This is a genomic window from Shewanella metallivivens, assembly GCF_028750675.1.
In the GTDB taxonomy this organism is placed as follows: domain Bacteria; phylum Pseudomonadota; class Gammaproteobacteria; order Enterobacterales; family Shewanellaceae; genus Shewanella; species Shewanella metallivivens.
Genome location: NZ_JAQQPZ010000013.1, coordinates 146,148 through 164,905, shown reverse-complemented (window position 1 = coordinate 164,905; position 18,758 = coordinate 146,148). Strand labels below are relative to the sequence as shown.

19 protein-coding genes are annotated in these 18,758 nt (G+C 43.0%); 11 read left to right on the top strand and 8 right to left on the bottom strand.

Going from position 1 to position 18,758, the window contains the following annotated elements; genetic code table 11:
* Window positions 1-213: 213 nt before the first annotated feature.
* Together hcp and PQR79_RS13430 are read left to right on the top strand one after the other, a co-directional pair.
* Complete coding sequence (gene hcp / locus PQR79_RS13435; RefSeq protein WP_238106415.1) at window positions 214-1,872, top strand: hydroxylamine reductase; 1,659 nt, start codon at window positions 214-216, stop codon at window positions 1,870-1,872.
* Between the two features lie 113 nt (window positions 1,873-1,985).
* A complete protein-coding gene (locus PQR79_RS13430) occupies window positions 1,986-3,197 on the top strand; it encodes an FAD-binding oxidoreductase (RefSeq protein ID WP_238106416.1) in 1,212 nt (403 codons plus the stop codon).
* Window positions 3,198-3,306: 109 nt separating this feature from the next.
* Here the strand turns inward: PQR79_RS13430 and PQR79_RS13425 are convergent, their stop codons facing one another.
* Window positions 3,307-3,843: a GNAT family N-acetyltransferase gene (locus PQR79_RS13425; RefSeq protein ID WP_238106417.1), complete on the bottom strand. Its 537-nt coding sequence runs from the start codon at window positions 3,841-3,843 to the stop codon at window positions 3,307-3,309.
* Window positions 3,844-4,276: 433 nt separating this feature from the next.
* On the opposite strand from PQR79_RS13425, the gene PQR79_RS13420 reads away from it, so the two are divergent.
* Window positions 4,277-4,786 carry a peptidylprolyl isomerase gene (locus tag PQR79_RS13420; RefSeq protein WP_238106418.1) on the top strand — a complete coding sequence of 170 codons (510 nt, stop codon included), beginning with the start codon at window positions 4,277-4,279 and terminating at the stop codon, window positions 4,784-4,786.
* A gap of 94 nt (window positions 4,787-4,880) precedes the next feature.
* Here the strand turns inward: PQR79_RS13420 and PQR79_RS13415 are convergent, their stop codons facing one another.
* Window positions 4,881-6,089: a porin gene (locus PQR79_RS13415; protein WP_188956228.1), complete on the bottom strand. Its 1,209-nt coding sequence runs from the start codon at window positions 6,087-6,089 to the stop codon at window positions 4,881-4,883.
* Window positions 6,090-6,454: 365 nt separating this feature from the next.
* On the opposite strand from PQR79_RS13415, the gene PQR79_RS13410 reads away from it, so the two are divergent.
* Entirely contained in the window at window positions 6,455-7,918 is a 1,464-nt protein-coding gene (locus tag PQR79_RS13410; protein ID WP_238106419.1) for an MBL fold metallo-hydrolase RNA specificity domain-containing protein, read from the top strand.
* A gap of 45 nt (window positions 7,919-7,963) precedes the next feature.
* On the opposite strand, the gene PQR79_RS13405 is transcribed toward PQR79_RS13410, so the two are convergent.
* Window positions 7,964-8,299: a winged helix-turn-helix transcriptional regulator gene (locus PQR79_RS13405; protein ID WP_188956224.1), complete on the bottom strand. Its 336-nt coding sequence runs from the start codon at window positions 8,297-8,299 to the stop codon at window positions 7,964-7,966.
* 105 nt (window positions 8,300-8,404) lie between these two features.
* Here PQR79_RS13405 and PQR79_RS13400 point away from each other — a divergent pair, with 105 nt between their 5' ends.
* From PQR79_RS13400 to PQR79_RS13385, 4 genes are all read left to right on the top strand, one after another.
* Complete coding sequence (locus tag PQR79_RS13400) at window positions 8,405-9,172, top strand: SDR family NAD(P)-dependent oxidoreductase (RefSeq protein WP_238106420.1); 768 nt, start codon at window positions 8,405-8,407, stop codon at window positions 9,170-9,172.
* A 190-nt stretch (window positions 9,173-9,362) separates the two neighbouring features.
* Entirely contained in the window at window positions 9,363-9,887 is a 525-nt protein-coding gene (locus tag PQR79_RS13395; RefSeq protein WP_188956220.1) for a DUF3087 domain-containing protein, read from the top strand.
* Between the two features lie 33 nt (window positions 9,888-9,920).
* Complete coding sequence (locus PQR79_RS13390; RefSeq protein WP_238106421.1) at window positions 9,921-10,931, top strand: LLM class flavin-dependent oxidoreductase; 1,011 nt, start codon at window positions 9,921-9,923, stop codon at window positions 10,929-10,931.
* Between the two features lie 94 nt (window positions 10,932-11,025).
* On the top strand, window positions 11,026-12,204 hold the full coding sequence (locus PQR79_RS13385; protein ID WP_238106422.1) for a tetratricopeptide repeat protein: 1,179 nt from the start codon (window positions 11,026-11,028) through the stop codon (window positions 12,202-12,204).
* A 285-nt stretch (window positions 12,205-12,489) separates the two neighbouring features.
* On the opposite strand, the gene ohr is transcribed toward PQR79_RS13385, so the two are convergent.
* Window positions 12,490-12,912, bottom strand: a complete 423-nt coding sequence (gene ohr / locus PQR79_RS13380; protein WP_238106423.1) for an organic hydroperoxide reductase Ohr — start codon at window positions 12,910-12,912, stop codon at window positions 12,490-12,492.
* 318 nt (window positions 12,913-13,230) lie between these two features.
* On the opposite strand from ohr, the gene PQR79_RS13375 reads away from it, so the two are divergent.
* A complete protein-coding gene (locus PQR79_RS13375) occupies window positions 13,231-14,997 on the top strand; it encodes an alkaline phosphatase D family protein (RefSeq protein ID WP_238106424.1) in 1,767 nt (588 codons plus the stop codon).
* Window positions 14,998-15,077: 80 nt separating this feature from the next.
* Here the strand turns inward: PQR79_RS13375 and PQR79_RS13370 are convergent, their stop codons facing one another.
* The 4 genes from PQR79_RS13370 to arfB all read right to left on the bottom strand — a co-directional run bounded on the left by PQR79_RS13370 (window position 15,078) and on the right by arfB (window position 17,820).
* On the bottom strand, window positions 15,078-16,085 hold the full coding sequence (locus PQR79_RS13370) for a class I SAM-dependent rRNA methyltransferase (protein WP_238106425.1): 1,008 nt from the start codon (window positions 16,083-16,085) through the stop codon (window positions 15,078-15,080).
* A 366-nt stretch (window positions 16,086-16,451) separates the two neighbouring features.
* A complete protein-coding gene (locus PQR79_RS13365) occupies window positions 16,452-16,847 on the bottom strand; it encodes a DUF3859 domain-containing protein (protein ID WP_238106426.1) in 396 nt (131 codons plus the stop codon).
* Window positions 16,848-16,850: 3 nt separating this feature from the next.
* A complete protein-coding gene (gene aroQ, locus PQR79_RS13360) occupies window positions 16,851-17,303 on the bottom strand; it encodes a type II 3-dehydroquinate dehydratase (protein WP_238106427.1) in 453 nt (150 codons plus the stop codon).
* 100 nt (window positions 17,304-17,403) lie between these two features.
* A complete protein-coding gene (gene arfB / locus PQR79_RS13355; RefSeq protein ID WP_188918370.1) occupies window positions 17,404-17,820 on the bottom strand; it encodes an alternative ribosome rescue aminoacyl-tRNA hydrolase ArfB in 417 nt (138 codons plus the stop codon).
* Between the two features lie 250 nt (window positions 17,821-18,070).
* Between arfB and PQR79_RS13350 the strand changes: the two genes are divergently transcribed.
* Both PQR79_RS13350 and PQR79_RS13345 read left to right on the top strand, forming a co-directional pair.
* A complete protein-coding gene (locus tag PQR79_RS13350; RefSeq protein ID WP_238106428.1) occupies window positions 18,071-18,436 on the top strand; it encodes a SpoIIAA family protein in 366 nt (121 codons plus the stop codon).
* Window positions 18,437-18,505: 69 nt separating this feature from the next.
* Window positions 18,506-18,682: a DUF3012 domain-containing protein gene (locus PQR79_RS13345; RefSeq protein ID WP_160056019.1), complete on the top strand. Its 177-nt coding sequence runs from the start codon at window positions 18,506-18,508 to the stop codon at window positions 18,680-18,682.
* The last annotated feature ends 76 nt before the right edge of the window (window positions 18,683-18,758 follow it).

The following is an 18,758-nucleotide window of genomic DNA, read 5'->3' as shown; positions in this document are numbered from 1 at the left end:
TGACTTGCTTTGTTTATTCACTTGCTATGCGAGATTTTTACGGTCTATTTAGGATTAAAAAATCCGAGTGCATTAGCAAATGCTTAAGGTGATTTAGCTCATAAAACGCAACATTGGCCCTAAAAACGGGTTTCGATTTACAGAGTAAAGAGTAAACTCATCCTTAACATGTAAAATTTATACATGAATAAATAATATTTGAGGAGTAGAGTTATGTTTTGTGTGCAATGTGAGCAAACCATTAGAACACCAGAAGGCAATGGCTGTAGTTACTCGCAAGGTATGTGCGGCAAGCTAGCGTCGACGTCTGATATTCAAGATCTATTAATTTATATGCTACAAGGCGTGTCGGCTTATGCTGTTAAAGCGCGTGAGTTTGGCATTGTAGACAACGACATTGACACTTTTGTGCCGAAAGCCTTTTTTGCCACATTAACTAACGTAAACTTCGATGATGTGCGGTTAATTGATTATGCCTATCAGGCACAAACATATCGCGACCAATTAAAAGCGGCTTATATTGCAGCTTGTAAAGGCAAGGGCGTTGAGCCTGAAATGGTGAGTGGCCAAGGTGAACTATTACTGGCTACATCTAAACCAGAAATATTAGCTCAAGCACCCGTTGCACTGCTTAACCGCGGTGACGTAAATGAAGACATTTTAGGCTTACGTTTATTATGCCTATATGGCTTAAAAGGCGCAGCGGCGTATATGGAGCATGCTCGCGTATTAGATCAAACTGATGTTGATGTGGCGGCTGAGTTCCATAAAATCATGGCATTTTTAGGCGAAGACTCAGTCGATGCTGACAAGTTGTTTGCTACTGCAATGGAAATTGGCCAATTAAACTACCGCATTATGGCGATGTTAGATTTAGGCGAAACCACCTCTTTTGGCCATCCTGAGCCAACACAAGTGAATACTAAATCTGTTAAAGGTAAAGCGATTTTAGTGTCTGGTCACGACATGAAAGATCTAGAGCTTATTCTTGAGCAAACAGCAGGTAAGGGCATTAATGTCTTTACTCACGGCGAAATGTTACCAGCACTTGCTTATCCCGCCTTTAAGAAATATTCACATTTAGTCGGCAACTATGGCGGCGCTTGGCAAAATCAGCAAAAAGAATTTGCGACTTTCCCTGGTGCTGTAGTAATGACCTCAAACTGTATTATCGACCCTACAGTGGGTGAGTACTCTGACCGTATTTATACACGCAGTATTGTTGGTTGGCCTGGTGTAACTCACGTTGAGGGTGAAGACTTTAGCGAAGTGATTAACAAAGCCCTTGAACTTGAAGGTTTTGCTTATGATGAAATTCCACACATGATCACCATCGGGTTTGCCCGTAACGCCTTAATGGCAGCAGCGCCAACGGTAGTTGAAAATGTTAAGAATGGTTCTATTAAGCACTTCTTCCTCATTGGTGGTTGTGATGGCGACAAGTTAGAGCGTAATTACTTTACCGATTTAGCTAAATCTGTGCCTGACGATTCAATTATTTTGACCTTAGGCTGCGGTAAGTACAAATTCAATAAATTAGACTTTGGTGACATCAATGGCGTACCACGCCTATTAGATGTGGGCCAATGTAACGATGCTTATTCTGCAATTCAGTTAGCGTTAGCATTAAAAGATATTTTTGAGTGCGACCTTAATGATTTACCACTAAGCCTAGTGTTGTCGTGGTTTGAGCAAAAGGCGATTGTGGTGCTATTAACCTTGTTATCGCTTGGTGTGAAAAACATCCGTACAGGGCCTACTGCGCCAGCATTTTTATCTGAAAATCTAATGAATATTTTAAAGCAACAGTTTGGTTTGCGTGGCACAACCGATGTTGAGTCAGACTTAAAAGCCATGATGAAAGTGGCGTAATTAGCCCTAAAAATCGTGCATTTATGTTAGACGTATTTGCACGATAACGATTACAGGCGATATGAGATTTTCATATCGCGCTCTGTGTTTTTTACTGCGTTAAAGGTGTCAAAATGAGTAGTACTCCCTCAATTGGTTTTTCATTTTCACAAGCGCTTTCTGCCCAAGCGGCAAAAAAGGTGACTCCTGTTATCGAGACCCCTGTTTTCAAGAGTACGCCTACGGTGCAACCGCCTGCATTGACAGGCTCAAAGGCTCTTTTGGCTGCTGAAAACTGGCAAAGAGGTGAGGTGCAACTGCGCTGTATTGAAAAATGGAATGAAACCCATGATGTGGTGAGTTTTCGATTTCAAGGACTTAAACCAGTTAAATTTAATTTCAAACCCGGGCAGTTTATTACCTTTAAACTCGATATTAACGGCGTTAACACTTATCGTAGCTACACTATTTCATCGTCACCTTCGCGGCCTTTTTCATTAATGGTAACCATTAAAAAGATTGCGGGCGGTGTGGTGTCTAATTATTTAACTGAGTCGCTTAATGTGGGCGATGAAGTCACCGTAACAGGGCCTGATGGGGTATTTAATTTAGTCGACATCACTGCTGATAAGTATTTGTTTTTAAGTGCTGGTTGTGGCGTAACACCCATGCATTCTATGTCGCGCTGGTTATGCGATACCACTACAGACAGTGATATTGCCTTTGTGCACAGCGCTAAAAGTGTCAATGATGTGATATTTGCTGATTCAATGGCGTCAATGGCATCACGCAGTCAGCAGTTTACTCTTAATTATGTGCTTGAGTCTGCTGACAACCAGCACCTGCTCACTGACAAACATGCGCAAACCGGTTGTGCAACGGGGCGGTTAACCCTAGAGGCGTTAACTAAATGGGTTCCCGATTATCAGCAACGTACGGTATTTGTGTGTGGCCCAGAACCTTACATGGCCGCCGTAAAATTACTGCTGCAAGCCGCTGAATTTGATATGACACAGTTTCACCAAGAAAGCTTTGGTGACAGTAGCGCAATGGGCATAAAAGCGGCAACCGAGAGTGCAGCATCAACCGAGCAGTTTATGTTGCGCATTGGCGATAAAGACATTGCATTAACGGGCGATCAAACCTTATTAGAAGGTATAGAATCTGCCAAGTTACCGATTATTGCTGCGTGTCGCTCTGGCGTATGTGGCGCATGTAAATGCCAGGTGGTGTCAGGTACGGTAACATCAACCAGCCAAATGACACTCACCGCAGACGAAATCGCCGCCGGTTTTGTGTTGGCCTGTTCAACTAAGCTCACTTCAGATGTAGAGTTGAAAATGTAAGAGTCGTTAGACAGGGTTAACTCATAAAAATCCCTTAATAGTGGCGCTATTGAGGGATTTCTATATAAGTAAACTTAAGGTGATGATGACTTGCAGTGGCTGCTCTGGATTAGCCGTTTTTCGCTGATTTATTAGCCTTGAGTGAAATAACATACCGATTAACGTTACATTCGCCTTCTTGATACTGCGAGTGATAGGTCATCCCAAGCTTAGTGGCAACGTTAATTGAGCCCTGATTAGCGTCAACCACATCGGCATAAACTGTGTCTAAATCCATGTGCTTTTTGGCATAATCAATACAAGCTTGGTTGGCTTCGGTGGCTAGGCCAACTCCCCAATAGTCGGGGTGCAAGCGATAGCCAATATCAACTGCATTAATGCGCGTCTCATTTTTAAAACCGCAAAAACCAATCACGGTATTGGTGTCTTTAACGACGACCGCCCAGCGGCCAAAACCATACAGTTGATATTCCACCAGCCAAATATTGCGGATGATGTTTTCGGCATCGGTTAACGTGGTGCATACGCCAGCATCGCCGGTATATCGATTCACCTCTTTTGGGGTATTAAAGTGCAATACCGCGGGGGCATCGGCAAGGGTAAATTCTCGGATAATGAGCCTTGGTGTTTCGGTAATCACTTTCATTGGCTTCCCTTATTTTTATTATGCATTGGCCAGTGTCGACTCTGGCAATGCGCTACCATCTTTGCATTAAAGTCAATTTGCACCAGATTACAAATTAACGATCCGTACGGGGGCGTGCGATGACACACATTACAATGGATTTATTTAACCTGAGCTCGGAATAAGGGATGAACTTATACCATTTAAAATCAATATGCTACCTATCTCACTTTCAAGCTTATTATTTGTTTTGCTAACAAGGCGAATTGACCCGTCAATAGATAGCCTATTGTCAGTCGATTCAACGCAGTTAGCAGGGCAAAGGACTGTTTGAAAGGCGTTTATTATCCCGAGCTCAGATTATTTAATCAAACAGTGCAATAAACTCAAACGGGGCAGTCACAATAGCGGCTATAATGGCCGTTATTGTTGTGTTTAACCTTGTGGGCATTTTATGATTATTTTTAGCACCAACCTTGGCGACTTTACTGTAGAACTGGACATGGAACGCACGCCAGTGACCTCAAAAAACTTTTTAAAGTATTGCCAGGATGGCTTTTATGAAGGCACGATTTTTCATCGGGTGATTAAAGGTTTTATGGTGCAGGGCGGTGGCTTAACCGCCAAAATGAAAGAAAAACCCACCCGTGCCCCCATTGCTAACGAAGCGAATAAAGGCCTTAAAAATGTGATTGGTACCTTAGCCATGGCGCGAACCGATGCACCGCATTCGGCAACAGGGCAGTTTTTTATTAACGTGGCCAATAATGACTTTTTAGACCATACAGGCACCACTAATGCTGGTTGGGGTTATGCTGTATTTGCCAAAGTGACTGCCGGAATGGACGTGATTCAGCAAATGGAGCGGGTAAAAACCACTACTGTGGCAGGCCATGAAGATGTGCCGCGTGAGCCGATTATAGTTGAGAAAGTCACAATTGTTGACGAGAACTCAGTCGCATAAGTGCTGCACTAATGAGTCATTTGAATGGTACGTAATAAAAAAGGTTCGACAGTGATGTCGAACCTTTTTTTACTAATAATCTAACGCGTGTCGATTAAAGTGAGTAACGAATACCAATAGCGACGCCGTCGTCTTCAGACAGTTCCATTCTAGCTTGTTGGTCTTTGTCGTTGCTAGTGAAGTCACTGTAATCACGGCGAGCTTCTAGATAAACAACCGTTTCAGGGTTAAACACATAGTGTAAACCTACAACCACAAACTGGCGTTTAAATACGTCATCAGGATCTGCATTGTAGTTAGGTTGAATCACATAGTCGTTGCCAGCATCTAGAATGTTATAAGACACGAACGTACGGATATTGTTATCAAACATATACGAGAATAACGACTCAACACCGACGGCCTTATCAATTAAACGGCCAATGTTATCTGTGTCGTGGTTTTCGTTTTTGTTGATGTTTGCCGATGCATAAAAACCGGTTTGATCAAAGTTGCCCCAAGTGGCACTTACACCGTAAATGATATCTTCTGCGGTAGAGGTGTTACCGTTACCAAATGTCACATCAAATTCACCACGGTTAACACCCGCAGCCAGCACTAATTTGTCTGTTGCTTGGTAAGTAACCGAACCACCATAAGTGTAGTTATACTCAACTTTTTGTGCTTCGCTAGCGCCTGAAGTCCATAAGTCTTCACATGCATCTTGAGTGATTTCTTCGAAGTCACAAGTATAAAAAGCGCTGTTTTTCAGCTGTACTTGTACGGCAAAACTTACGTCGCCAAAGCTGTTACGGTACTGCACGGTTTTGTCACCGCGACCCACACCGTTAACAGCACCGTCATCTTTGTTATAAGTGTAAACACCTGCTGTGTTACCGTCCCATACAAAGCCGTAGTTAGTACCATAAACCACGTCATACCAAGCACCCCATTGCTTGCCAATTGTGATGCTACCGTATTCGTCGTGAGACAAACCGGCATAGCCTAAACGGTTATAAAAAAACTCATCTTGAATTGATTCAAAACGGTTGTTGTAAACAATGTCTGTGCTGCCTACAGGGTTTACACCCCATTCTAATTTCGCATAGGCTTTCCAGCCATCTTGTAGCTGGCGAGTAAAGCCAAAATTAATACGTGATGCGCCATTAACGACTTCAGTTTCGCCTTGAGTGTTGATGATACGAGCATCAACAAAACCACCAATTTGAACGGCGTTAACATCGTCTTTAAAAATTTCTGTTGCCGAAACCGAAGGCGCAATCAGAACGCTTGAAATTAATGCAGCAACTAAAGTCTTTTTCATTTTCATCTCTTGTCTTGTTGTTTGAGTCAGCACAGTTTAGTCCATTAACACATCTATCCATTGAGGCGATGGAGAGTAGCAAACACATTAACTTTTCTCAAAGTGAAATATGCTCAAAATAGCGATATTGCTCATAAAATTTAATCATCAATGACTTAGCGCAAAGCTGTGTTAACAAGTGGTTAATGGGTGTGGGCAATTGTTACCCGTCGTCTTGTTATGCAATATATATGATTTTTTATTCGTGTGCAGCCGTGGTCACTTTTTGGATGTTTCTTTGACCTAGATCGCCCTTTTATTTTGAAAATGGCATACGCTTAATTTACGGGGTTTGTTTAAAACGTAAATTGAAAAGGAGTGGCATTATGCAAATGACATTACAATTTTTTGGTGCAACAGAAGAAGTCACTGGTTCGTGCCACTTATTGAATGTAGGTGGCCAGCAAGTGTTACTCGATTGCGGATTAATTCAAGGCGGTAAAGCTGATGAATTACGTAATCATGATCCTTTTCCATTTCAACCGGAGCAGATTCATGCGGTGGTGTTAAGTCATGCTCATATTGATCATTCAGGACGACTTGCCTATTTGGTCAAGCAAGGTTATACCGGCCCCGTTTATACCCAACGTGCTACAGCTCAGTTGTGTAATATCATGTTGCGTGACGCGGCTATGCTGCAAGAGCGTGGTACAGAAAGGACAAATAAAAAGCGTGCTAAACATGATTTAGAAGAGCTTGAACCATTGTTTACAGAAGAAGATGTCGAGCAAGTGTTAACCCAGTTTGTGGTTTTAGATTACGGTCAGCGGGTAAAAGTGGCAGACGAAATAGAAGTCTGTTTATCTGATGCGGGGCATATTTTAGGCTCAGCAGTGGTTGAATTGTGGTTAGGCCAACAGCCTGAACAAAAAAAGCTGGTCTTTAGTGGTGATCTAGGCCGTGCTGGCATGCCTATTTTGGATGATCCAACCTTTATCGACAAAGCCGACTTGGTACTTATGGAAAGCACTTACGGTAATCGTTTGCACCGCAGCTGGCAAGACACTCTAGTTGAGCTTAAATCTATTTTTAAAACGACCATTAGTGAAAGCCGCGGTAATATTTTAATTCCGGCATTTTCAGTCGGCCGAGCGCAAGAGTTACTGTATCTATTTCATCTGTATGCCAAAGAATGGGATTTATCGCGCTGGCGTATCTGCTTAGACAGCCCAATGGCGATTAAAGCCACCGAGGTTTACGTTAATAATTATCCTTTGATGGACGAAGATTTTAAGCGTTTTACGCGCTTGTCTCCCGGCAAACATCCACTACTATCGTGTGCTGAGTTTGTCAGCAGCACAGAGGAGTCGATTGAGCTTAACGACATTCATCAAGGTTTGATTGTGATTGCGGGAAGCGGCATGTGTAATGGTGGACGCATTCGTAACCATTTTGTGCATAATTTATGGCGAAAAGAAGCCGACATTATTATTTGTGGTTTCCAAGCGTTAGGCACACCGGGACGTTTACTGGTTGATGGTGCAGAAGAGCTGACCATTCATGGTCAAAGTGTCAAAGTCGCGGCACGTATTCACACCGTAGGCGGTTTGTCAGCCCATGCAGACCAAGCTGAATTATTGCGATGGTACCACCACTTTGAAGATGCACCTGCCATTATATTGGTACATGGTGAACCTGAAGCGCAACAAGTGTTAATTCAAGCGCTTAATCAAGATAAGGCCACTAAGCCCAAAAGCAGTGCGATTGCTAAGCGAGGAGATTGTTTAGATTTAACCGCTTTGCCTAAGTTTGTTTGGCTTAATGCCGCCAGTGACACATCTGAAACTTAATAGGTTAATTAACTTGAACTCAACTAATGGTGCTTAGCCTGCGGGCTAAGCATCAATTTCATTTTGCAGCTTTTCAATGTCGTCTAAAATCCGCATGAATTTTTGACCAAACTCTGTCACCTCATACTCTACCCTTGGCGGAATTTCGGGATAGTTAATTTTATTCAAAATACCAAATTCAATGTTTTTCTTTAAACACTGATTCAGTACTTTAGTGCTGAGTCCATCAACCGATTTAACCATCTCACCGGGACGATTAATATTATTAGCGAGTAACTGATATACCGTTAACGACCATTTGCAGCCGTAAATCGTTTCGACCATTCTGGCTGACTTTTCGGGTGCAGACTTTCGTGCAAATAATTTTTCTTTTGTATTCATCAATATGTACCTAAAAGTACCTATGGAACTAAATTGTACTTACTATTCAATCGGATAGTTTATCAATAAGCTTATCACACTTACTCGTAAATTAGGTGTGAACAAATGACAACTTTAACCCCAAAAACGGCATTAATTATTGGTGGCAGTAGTGGTATTGGTTTTGAAACCGCTAAGCAATTAATTACTCAAGGTGTCGCTACCATTATCGTGGGTAACAATGCTCAAAAGCTCGACGCAGCGGTTGATCAATTTTCAATACTAGGCAAAGTCAGTGGCGTTCAAGCAAACTTATACAATGCGCAAGATCTGCAACGTGTGGTTGAGATGATTGATGCAATGGAGAGCGGTATCGATCATTTAGTCAATGCGGCAGGTTACTTTAATCCTAAGCCATTTCTAGATCATCAATTGAGTGATTACGACATTTACATGGAGCTTAACAAAGCGATTTTTGTGATTTCGCAAGCTGTCGCCAAAAACATGATTAAGCATGGCGGTGGCAGCATTGTTAATATTGGCTCTATGTGGGCTAAGCAAGCAATTAAAGCCACACCATCAAGTGCGTATTCTATGGCAAAAGCCGGTTTACATGCACTGACTCAGCATATGGCAATGGAATTAGCGGAGCATAATATCCGCGTGAATGCCGTGTCACCAGCGGTAGTGCACACCCCAATTTATGAAGCCTTTATTGAGCCAAAAGATGTTGAAAGCGCATTGGCAGGCTTTAATGGATTCCACCCTATCGGCCGCATTGGTAGTCCTGTTGATGTTGCAAACAGCGTAACGTTTTTATTGTCTTCACAAGCGGGCTGGGTGACAGGCGCAATTTGGGATGTTGATGGCGGCGTAATGGCTGGCCGCAATTAAGTTAAACCTTTAATCGGGTTACAAGTCGATTGATAAGCTCATTGTAGTAATTACTGTAAGCCCTTAAATTATTGATGATTTAAGGGCTTGTGTCTTTTTATTCTGATATAAAGCGATTTACTCTTTTGTTCTCCCATTAGGGCGCGTTAAGCTATACATTCATTTGTTGTGTGTTTTTGCGAGTAGAGTGATGAAGTTAGTTAAAATAGATAAAAGCCAGTACCGTTCGGTTAACAATCAGGTGCAAATAGGTTTAGTGATCACTTTGGCGATTCTGTCGTTGGTGTTTGGTCAGTTAATGATTTATTTTTTTGGCGTTAAGCCGTTACCTGGTGCAGAGTCTACCGGGAATTTTCATCTTAACTTTACCGGTGTCATTTTAGCCTTAATGGTATGCAGCTTATTGATCCGTAACCTGCGTGAAAAACCTAAGTTTTATGAAGTCTATTACGTGTGGCAACTTAAGCAGCTGCAAAACAAAATTTTCCGTAAACTCAAAGCGGTGCAACACGCGGGCAAAGAAAATAATCGTGATGCTTTGGTGATATTGAGTTTTTATTATCAAAGTTTGGCGTTGGTGTATGAGCTAGATAACAACACCTTAACCATGTCTAACGTCAATAATGAACTGGATAAACTACAGCAAGCTATTGAAGCTGCTGGGTTTACAATTGATACCGACGAATTCACCCCCGAGATGCTACAAGCCTTTTAGGCTGATGTTTCATTCCTCAAATAAGGAGCCATGATGTCAATATTGGCAGATATTCCTTTTTCGTTACTTGAACTTGCGCCAATGCGCGAAGACTCGACCATCACCGATACCCTAAAAGGCAGTTTAGCTTATGCTCAATATGCTGAGCGTGTAGGGGTGAATCGGTTTTGGTTAGCCGAACACCACAATATGCCGGGGATTATTTGCTCTGCAACATCGATTTTAATCGGTTATATTGCGGGTGGCACTGAGCGCATTAGAGTGGGCGCGGGTGGCATTATGTTGCCTAATCATGCACCGCTGGTGGTGGCAGAGCAATTTGGCACCCTAGCCAGTTTGTATCCAGGTCGAATTGATTTAGGCCTAGGCCGTGCGCCGGGCAGTGATCCGGTAACCAGCTTAGCGCTTAATCGTGATACCCAGCGGGCGGAGCATTTTCCGAATGAAGTCAGTGAGCTGCAATCATTGCTTGGCCCACGTGAAGCCCGCCAAATAGGGCAAGCTAAAGCGGTAAGAGCTATTCCGGGCGAAAATACCAATGTGCCGATTTGGTTATTAGGCTCAAGTTTATTCAGTGCGCAACTCGCGGCTCAACGTGGTTTGCCGTATGTGTTTGCGGGCCATTTTGCACCACGTTTTTTATCTGAGGCAATTGCGTTATATCGCCGTGAATTTACCCCGTCGGCAGTGCTCGGCAAACCTTATGTGATGGTTGGGCTACCGTTAGTGGCAGCGCCTACCGATGCTGAAGCGCAATACCTTAGCACCACATCAAAACAACGCATTTTAGCGCTTATTCGTGGTCAAGAAATGTGGCTAAAACCGCCTGTCGATAGTATGGATGGGTTGTGGAGTGAGCAAGAAAAAAGCTATGTCGATAGTTTCTTAAGCTTATCTATTTGCGGCGGCCCTGCGACCATTAAGCATCGTTTAGAGGTGTTTGTTGAACAGCTTGGCGTGGATGAGGTGATGTTCACTAACGATTTATACAGCAATGAACATCGTTTACGCGCGTTAGATATTTTAATGAGCATAAAATCGTAGGGCCGCTTTTATAGGGGCTAAGATAGACAACCTTGCCATAGAGGGATATCTGTTGCATATTTGAACAACGAATCAACTACATGGAATGTTGTTAATGCCCTTATCGAGTCATCTGCTATTCAGTTGGCACAATATTATGTTGTGCCTACTGATGGGTTTATTAAGTGCTTGCTCACTGCATCCTGCCAAAAACCAACAATCAACGGCTTTGCCTTCGTTTAATTATTCACTAGTGTCAGCTGAGCAGGTTAATGACGTACCAGCCATTTCGAGCTTAACGTATTTAACCTTATCGCAGCGGGATGAGCTAGCGGCTTTTGTATTGAGGGACAGCATTAAAGCATTACCAAACCGATTAAAAGTAGCTGAATTTATCAATCATAAAATGATGAATTTTAATTACGAAGGGCAAAATCATACCAGTACAGAATCCTGGAAAAACCAGTCTGGTAATTGTATGGCATTGGCACTATTAACCTATTCGGTAGCAAAAGAGCTTAACGTGCATACGGTGTTTCAAGTAGTGCATGCCGCGCCAATATTGACCAATATTACGTCTGATATTTTAGTGACCTCGGATCATGTTCGTACATTTTTGTACGATGAAAAACCTGATGGGCACTTTTTGAGTGGTAGCGTGGCGACGGTGATTGATTATTTCCCAGATCGCTTTGATAGAACGGGCGCAATCGTATCGGAAAAACAATTTTTAGCGATGTTTTATCGTAATTTAGCGGCAGATGCCATGCTTGAGAAACAATATCAACAAGCATTTTTACTGCTGAATAAAGGGTTAACGCTGGCCCCAGATTACGAGGCATTAATCAATATGATGGCCATTACTCACCGTCGTTTAGGCGATGAACACACGGCTGAAAAACTGTATCGCTACGCCTTAGCCAATAATACAAATTCGATTAGTGTATTAAGCAATTATCGTTTGTTGTTGGAATTGCAAAATAGAACCGCGGAAGCACAGAACATTAATCAACATTTGTTAGCAATAGAGTCGAGTAATCCATACAGCTATTACAGTTTGGGCATTGAAGCGCTCGAGTTTAAAGATTATAAAACTACCGTGATATTTTTAGAAAAGTTTATCGACAGTGCGCCGTATTTTCATCCTGCATACTATGCACTTGCCCGTGCTCACGTTGGTTTAGGGCAGCATAAAAAAGCACAAGATATTTTACAACAGGCGATAGCGTTAACTGACATGCCCGCCAGTAAGCGCAACTATTTAGCTAAGCTTAATATGCTTAAAGATAAATAACCTGAGATCGGGATAATAAACGCCTTTCAAACAGTCCTTTGCCCTGCTAACTGCGTTGAATCGACTTGCAATAGGCTAGCTATTGCAAGTCAATTCGCCTTGTTAGCAGAACAAATGACAAGCTTGAAAGTGAGAAGGGTTAACATGTTGATTTTAAATGATATAAGTTCATTCCTTATCCCAAACTCAGGTTAAATAATCTGAACGATAAATAACAACAAAAAACCAAGACAAATGTCTTGGTTTTTTGTTGTCTAATCGTGCCTAATTCATCGTGCTATCACGTTAAATCGCTTGGCCATTTACAGTTAATTTTACATCAATGTTGCCACGTACTGCATTTGAATATGGGCAAACTTGGTGCGCGGTTTTAACCAGCTTTTCTGCTGCTTCCTGGTCTAAATCAAGTTCAACCGCAAGGGCGACTGTTAGTGCAAATCCGCCATTATCGTTAGGGCCAATGCCTACCGTTGCTGTGGTCGGTGCCGCTTTGATAGCCACTTTACCTTGGCTCGCTACGTGCAATATTGCGTTTGAGAAACAGGCAGCATAACCTGCGGCAAATAATTGTTCTGGGTTAGTAAACTCGCCGCTGCCACCCATTTCTTTTGGGTAGCTTAATTGTAAGTCGACTTTTTTGTCGTCGGTAGAAACTTGACCATTACGGCCGGCTAATGCTGTTGCTGAAGTGGTGTATAACGTTGACATAATAAACCTCGTGTAAAAGTAAACTATTCTAAGTTGCGCGTATTTGAGTTGCGCACAATCTAATTGTGTTCACTATAACTAAGCGGAAAATAAAATGCAACTACATTGTGTGCAATTTAATTTCGGCTAGTTTGTTTCGCCTAAAAAGGTGTTGCACCAGCAGTCTTGGTTTGAAAATTATTAAGGCTGCAGGTAAGTCGGGTTTGTCATGCTTTTGTCACTGTATTGTCATTCAACGCTCTCACAATAACCGCTCATTAGACCTCATAGGTCATGCTAACCATGGCCACGCGTTAACGATAAAAATAAGGATATGATATGAAAAGGTTTGTCACTCGTCGTGATTTTTTGGCTATGTCAGCAAAAGGCGTTGGTGCTGTTGTAGTGTCTTACGGACTAATGGGTTGCAATAGTAATGACGACGATGAGGTTATATCTGGTCAGTTTTTACAAGGTATTGCCAGTGGCGATCCTGCAGCTGATGCAGTGATCTTATGGACGCGAGTCACCCCAGATACGCCAGGTGATATAACGGTGTCATGGGAAGTCGCCACCGACAGTAACTTTACTGATTTGGTGACTAATGGACAAACCGTAACCAATGATAGTCGTGACTATACCGTTAAAATTGATGCGGTGGGATTAGTCGCAGGCCAGCAATATTTTTATCGTTTTAAAGCAGGTGAAAACGTATCTGAGATTGGCCAAACCCGCACGTTACCTCAGGGTAGTGTCGATTCAGTTAAGCTTGCGGTGATGTCGTGCGCCAATTTCCCTGCGGGTTATTTTAATGTGTACGAAATGGCCGCTCAGCGAGATGATTTAGATGCTGTGGTGCATTTAGGCGATTACTTGTATGAATATGCTCGTGGTGAATACGCCAGCGAAAATGCAGCCGCATTAGACCGTGAAGTCTTGCCTGAAGGTGAGCTGTTTCTATTAGCCGATTATCGTACACGTTACAGCCAGTACCGTAGTGACAGTAGTTTGCAAAAACTGCATGCTAAAGTCCCCTTTATAACTGTGTGGGATGACCATGAAGTGGCTAACGATACTTGGAAAGAGGGCGCTGAAAATCATAACGACGGTGAAGGTGACTTTGATCAACGTAAAGAGGCAGCGCTACAAGCTTATTTTGAATGGCTACCCATTAGACCTTGGAGTGAAGGGAACCATGAAGAAATCTACAGAAGCTTTAATTACGGTAACTTGGTTGATTTGCACATGCTCGATACTCGCGTACTGGGTCGCGACAAACAATTAGAATACGGCGACTACATTGACGCAACAACGGGCACCTTTGATAGTGATAACTTTTTGGCGGCTGTCACTGACACCAATCGCACGTTATTAGGGCAAACACAGCTATTGTGGTTACAACAAACTTTGTTGCAGTCTACAGCGAAATGGCAGGTATTAGGCCAGCAGGTGCTAATGGGTAAAATGTTAATGCCAGCCGCGATAGCGACTCAACAAATGAGTATTCCTCAATTTGCGGAGCTCGCAGCAATTGCTCAGTTAGCCGCACGTGCTCAGGCTGGTGACACTACGTTAACCACAGAAGAATTGGCGTACTTACAAGCTAATCAAGACCAATTAACACCACAAGTTATCGCATTATTGCAGTTACCTTCAATTCCATACAATCTCGATGCATGGGATGGTTATGCTTATGAACGTGAAGTCATATACGCCACAGCTAAGTCGTTAAATCACAATTTAGTGGTAATCGCGGGCGATACCCATAATGCGTGGGCGAGTGAATTAACAGACACCAATGGCGATACCGTAGGTGTTGAGTTTGCTACTAGCTCCGTATCATCACCAGGGCTTGAGTATTACTTAGGCTTGTCTGATGTTGAGATGCCAGCAACCGAAGCGGCTATTGTGAGTTTGATCAGCGATCTTAAATACGCGAATTTAAAAGATCGTGGTTATTTACTCCTGACCTTTACCGCCGATGAAGTTCGCAGTGACTGGCAATACGTCGATACCATTTTAGACACAACCTTTGCCAGTTTAGATGCGCGTAATTACAGCGCAACAAGTGCGGCGGGTAATCCACAAGTCGTGGCAATGTCGTAAGTTAGTTTTTGGATTAACCAAACAATTCAGCCACCTTTGGTGGCTGAATTGTTTGTCGCAAATGATTGATCTCGAATCGATTAATCTATGCCTAATACGACAATTTTTAGCGGGTGGTTGTCGTCAAATGCCGGGAAATCAGCATGACAGTCTAACCATTGGCTGGAGGTGACTTTACGGCCTTGTTTTTCAACGCAGCGGACTAGGCTGTCGTACCAGGTTTGGCGATCCACTTTGGCGACATTATTACAACACACGATATGACCACCGGCTTTAGTGGCTAATACTGCAGGCTTAAATAACCCCTGGTAATCATTCACTAAATCGACAATGCCAAAGGCGCTTTTGGCAAAACGGGGTGGGTCTAAAAACACTAAGTCAAACTGTGTTGCCCGCAGTTTGGGGTATTTAGGCAGTTTTTGGTTACGGCGTCCGCCAACCGGTAATCCCGCTAATTGACGCAGCGCCGGAAACGCATCGCTTTGCACAAACTCACACACCTCTGTAACCTTATTTAACTCGGCATTTTTTTGCCCAGCGGCTAGCGCAAAAGATGAAAAGTCGACATTCATGACTTTACGCGCGCCGCCCATGGCTGCGGCAATACCAATACCGCAAGTGTACGAAAACAAGTTCAGTACGGTTTTATCCTTGCTGTTATCGCACACATATTCACGACCAATGCGCATGTCTAAAAACAGCAGTGGGTCTTGGCCTTCGTGGCGAAGCTTAGAGGTAAAGTTAATGCCATTTTCACGGATAACTTGTTCTGTTTGGGCATAATCCTGGGCTTCATTGCCGCTGGTGTTAGCGATACGTGAGTGGCTGCCTGAGCGATCGTTGTAAACGATATGAAAGTCAGCATGAGCGGCCAGCACACTTGAAATCCCAGCCAGTTGTTCGTCTGATAATGTCTGGTGAAAGGTTTGGATTAACCATGCGTCGCCATAACGGTCAATGTTTAGGCCGTTTTCACCTTCTACAGTGCCATGAAATACCCGATAACAATCGGTGTTATGTTGCTTGGCGTGCTCAATAAAACTTGCACGTTTGGCTAGCGCTTCGGTTACAACAGCTTGAATAGACATGGACACTCAATAATGGCGGGGCAATTTGCGCGCAGTATAGCAAACTATCACCTTAAATGTGGCAGCGTGATTATCTATAACGCTTCACTTTATTCGGGGAGATATACCCAATCAACTTGAAGCTACGTGTTTCAGAGTTTCACCGTTTTTTCAATACTAGGCGCGTTAATGCGGTAATGTAGGTACCTTATAAATTAGCGCAAACAACGCTCTTGATTTAAAAATCAGGGAAACACGGTGAAACTCCCAAAGGGCAAGTTTTACACGCGTTTATGCTGCGTTATTGATTTTGGAAAGGGAATAACCATTACCCGCAATCAATGCCTTGCCTCAAAGCGTGTAAATTCTTGCTGAAATCGAGCATCTTCAGGTTGATTGGGTATATACCTTAAAGGTTTTGTCGGCAACAATTTTGCCATTAAGCTCAAGGGTCATGCGCCAGTTACCGACTTTGTTATCTGCTGGTGCCCAAATGCAATCACCCAAGTAAAAGCGCCAATCATTTTCCTTAATGAATACAGTGCCATCAAATGGTGGTCTCACATTGCCATTGTCGTCTGGAATATCAGGATGATAAATACAGTAGGTTAATACTTGGTTTTTGGCTTTTTTGATCCGAACAATAAAGCCAAATTCAGTATCAATAATCGCGGGAACGTGAACGGTTGCCTCCAAAAAACGTGGCAAGTCATCGCTCTGGTTGTCCCACTGGCTGAATATGCCGCTATAAATAATGCTGACGTCGGCTTTTAGCTTACTCAAACCTTATCCTTTGTGATGCTCTTTTAGGTACTTAATTGCCGCTTGCAGGGCAAAATCGTAACCTTGTGCGCCTAGACCGCAAATAACCCCTTGGGCTTTGTCTGAAAAATACGAATGATGCCTAAAAGGCTCGCGGGCATGCACATTTGATAAATGCACTTCAATAAACGGAATGGCAACGCCGAGTATTGCGTCACGCAGGGCAACGCTGGTGTGGGTAAATGCAGCAGGATTAATAATAATAAACTGGGCATCAGTTGCATGTATGGCGTCAATCAGCTGGTATTCAGCGTTCGATTGAATGTGCTCTAAGGTGATATCTGCTTGGGTAGCGGCAGCGGTTAACTCGCTCACAATGGTGGCTAAGGTTTGATGGCCATAGTGCCCCGGCTCGCGACGGCCAAGCAAATTTAGATTAGGGCCATTTATCACTAAAATTTTGGCAGTGCTGCTCATGAGACTTCCTGTGGTGTGGGCAATAAAACGTGTGAGTCCATTCTTACTGAAGATGTGCGCGTGGTAAACCTAAAAATGTTCATCTAACGGCTAAAATTCATTAATAGCCGGTTTTATTTTGGCGCATGGCTTTGGTGGCACCACGTTGTTTTTTCGCTTCAATTCGGCGAGTTTGACTGCCTTTGGTGGCTTTGGTCGCAATACGGGCCTTTTGTACAATGCCGACACTTTTTACCAGCTCAATAAATTGTTCTAACGCGGTCTGGCGATTAAAGTCTTGGCTTCGCGATTGTTGGCATTTAATGATGATTTTTCCGCTTTTGGTAATGCGATGATCAGCCTTGGCTAATAACTTTTGTTGATAAAATTCAGGCAAAGATGATGATGCAATATCAAAACTAAGCTGAGCCGCTGTTGATACTTTATTGACATTTTGACCGCCAGCGCCGCTTGAGCGAACAAACTGCCATTCAATTTCGTTGTCTTGCAATATGACTCGTTGAGTTATTTGTATCATTCGGTTGAGGTTGTCCTCTTTAATATGTTTTATCGGTTAATTATACCGTAATTAGGCTTATTTTTCAGCGCTGGGTGTTGAGCAGTCTGAGCGCTGCTTCACACGGAGATTAACTAACGCGCTGATTAATCGTTGAGTGATTACATCAATTGCAGAGTTTTGGTATTATGAGCGCCATTATTGCTTTACACGATAGCATCACCGTATAAAGCCTGTTCTATAGCCTTTAGATAAGGCTGGAGTTAGCGATATGTTGTGTCAAATTCCCGATATTTCCAAGGGTGTCATTAGTTTATTTGTGAGTGGTCGTTTATCTGCGCCAGATTACCGTACCCGTTTACAACCAGCGATTCGTGCCTATCGTAAAGATTGGGACCAGGTGTGTTTGTATATTGAAGCCGACGTGTTGCTCGAAGGCTGGGACTTTGGTTCATTAACCGGCAGTGGTGAGGTACAGTTACCCGCATTCGATGCGCTAGTGTTTGTTGGTGGCCCTGATTGGGTTGGCAATGCAGTACGTTTAATGGGACCATTTATGCAAGGTGAGGTAGCATGGTTTCCGTTATCGCAAAAACAAGATGCTATTGCGTGGATTGCTAAACGTTCAAAGAGTTAATTGTTATGGTTTGTTGGGCTTAAAATGGCCAGCAAACTCCGAAATTTAATAGAAAAGGATAGCTTATTTATGTCTTTATCAAAATTAGTTGCTGCTTCAAGCGCATTATTGTTAACCCTTAGCTTAACCGCGTGTGCACCAGAAGTGGGTAGCGATGCTTGGTGTAAGCAAATGAAAGAAAAAGAAAGCGGCGATTGGACTGCAAATGAAGCTGCTGACTACGCGAAGCACTGCGTATTTAAATAAGCGTTAGTGAGTCTAACCTTAAAAAAGGTAGACGACTTTTATTAAGCCAGTTGGTGTTTCCAACTGGCTTTTTTTG

Excerpts from the sequence above, each read along its gene's own strand:
- hcp (WP_238106415.1), top strand. The coding sequence starts at position 214 with ATGTTTTGTGTGCAATGTGAGCAAACCATTAGAACACCAGAAGGCAAT.
- PQR79_RS13430 (WP_238106416.1), top strand. The coding sequence starts at position 1,986 with ATGAGTAGTACTCCCTCAATTGGTTTTTCATTTTCACAAGCGCTTTCT.
- PQR79_RS13425 (WP_238106417.1), bottom strand. The coding sequence starts at position 3,843 with ATGAAAGTGATTACCGAAACACCAAGGCTCATTATCCGAGAATTTACC.
- PQR79_RS13420 (WP_238106418.1), top strand. The coding sequence starts at position 4,277 with ATGATTATTTTTAGCACCAACCTTGGCGACTTTACTGTAGAACTGGAC.
- PQR79_RS13415 (WP_188956228.1), bottom strand. The coding sequence starts at position 6,089 with ATGAAAAAGACTTTAGTTGCTGCATTAATTTCAAGCGTTCTGATTGCG.
- PQR79_RS13410 (WP_238106419.1), top strand. The coding sequence starts at position 6,455 with ATGCAAATGACATTACAATTTTTTGGTGCAACAGAAGAAGTCACTGGT.
- PQR79_RS13405 (WP_188956224.1), bottom strand. The coding sequence starts at position 8,299 with ATGAATACAAAAGAAAAATTATTTGCACGAAAGTCTGCACCCGAAAAG.
- PQR79_RS13400 (WP_238106420.1), top strand. The coding sequence starts at position 8,405 with ATGACAACTTTAACCCCAAAAACGGCATTAATTATTGGTGGCAGTAGT.
- PQR79_RS13395 (WP_188956220.1), top strand. The coding sequence starts at position 9,363 with ATGAAGTTAGTTAAAATAGATAAAAGCCAGTACCGTTCGGTTAACAAT.
- PQR79_RS13390 (WP_238106421.1), top strand. The coding sequence starts at position 9,921 with ATGTCAATATTGGCAGATATTCCTTTTTCGTTACTTGAACTTGCGCCA.
- PQR79_RS13385 (WP_238106422.1), top strand. The coding sequence starts at position 11,026 with ATGCCCTTATCGAGTCATCTGCTATTCAGTTGGCACAATATTATGTTG.
- ohr (WP_238106423.1), bottom strand. The coding sequence starts at position 12,912 with ATGTCAACGTTATACACCACTTCAGCAACAGCATTAGCCGGCCGTAAT.
- PQR79_RS13375 (WP_238106424.1), top strand. The coding sequence starts at position 13,231 with ATGAAAAGGTTTGTCACTCGTCGTGATTTTTTGGCTATGTCAGCAAAA.
- PQR79_RS13370 (WP_238106425.1), bottom strand. The coding sequence starts at position 16,085 with ATGTCTATTCAAGCTGTTGTAACCGAAGCGCTAGCCAAACGTGCAAGT.
- aroQ (WP_238106427.1), bottom strand. The coding sequence starts at position 17,303 with ATGAGCAGCACTGCCAAAATTTTAGTGATAAATGGCCCTAATCTAAAT.
- arfB (WP_188918370.1), bottom strand. The coding sequence starts at position 17,820 with ATGATACAAATAACTCAACGAGTCATATTGCAAGACAACGAAATTGAA.
- PQR79_RS13350 (WP_238106428.1), top strand. The coding sequence starts at position 18,071 with ATGTTGTGTCAAATTCCCGATATTTCCAAGGGTGTCATTAGTTTATTT.
- PQR79_RS13345 (WP_160056019.1), top strand. The coding sequence starts at position 18,506 with ATGTCTTTATCAAAATTAGTTGCTGCTTCAAGCGCATTATTGTTAACC.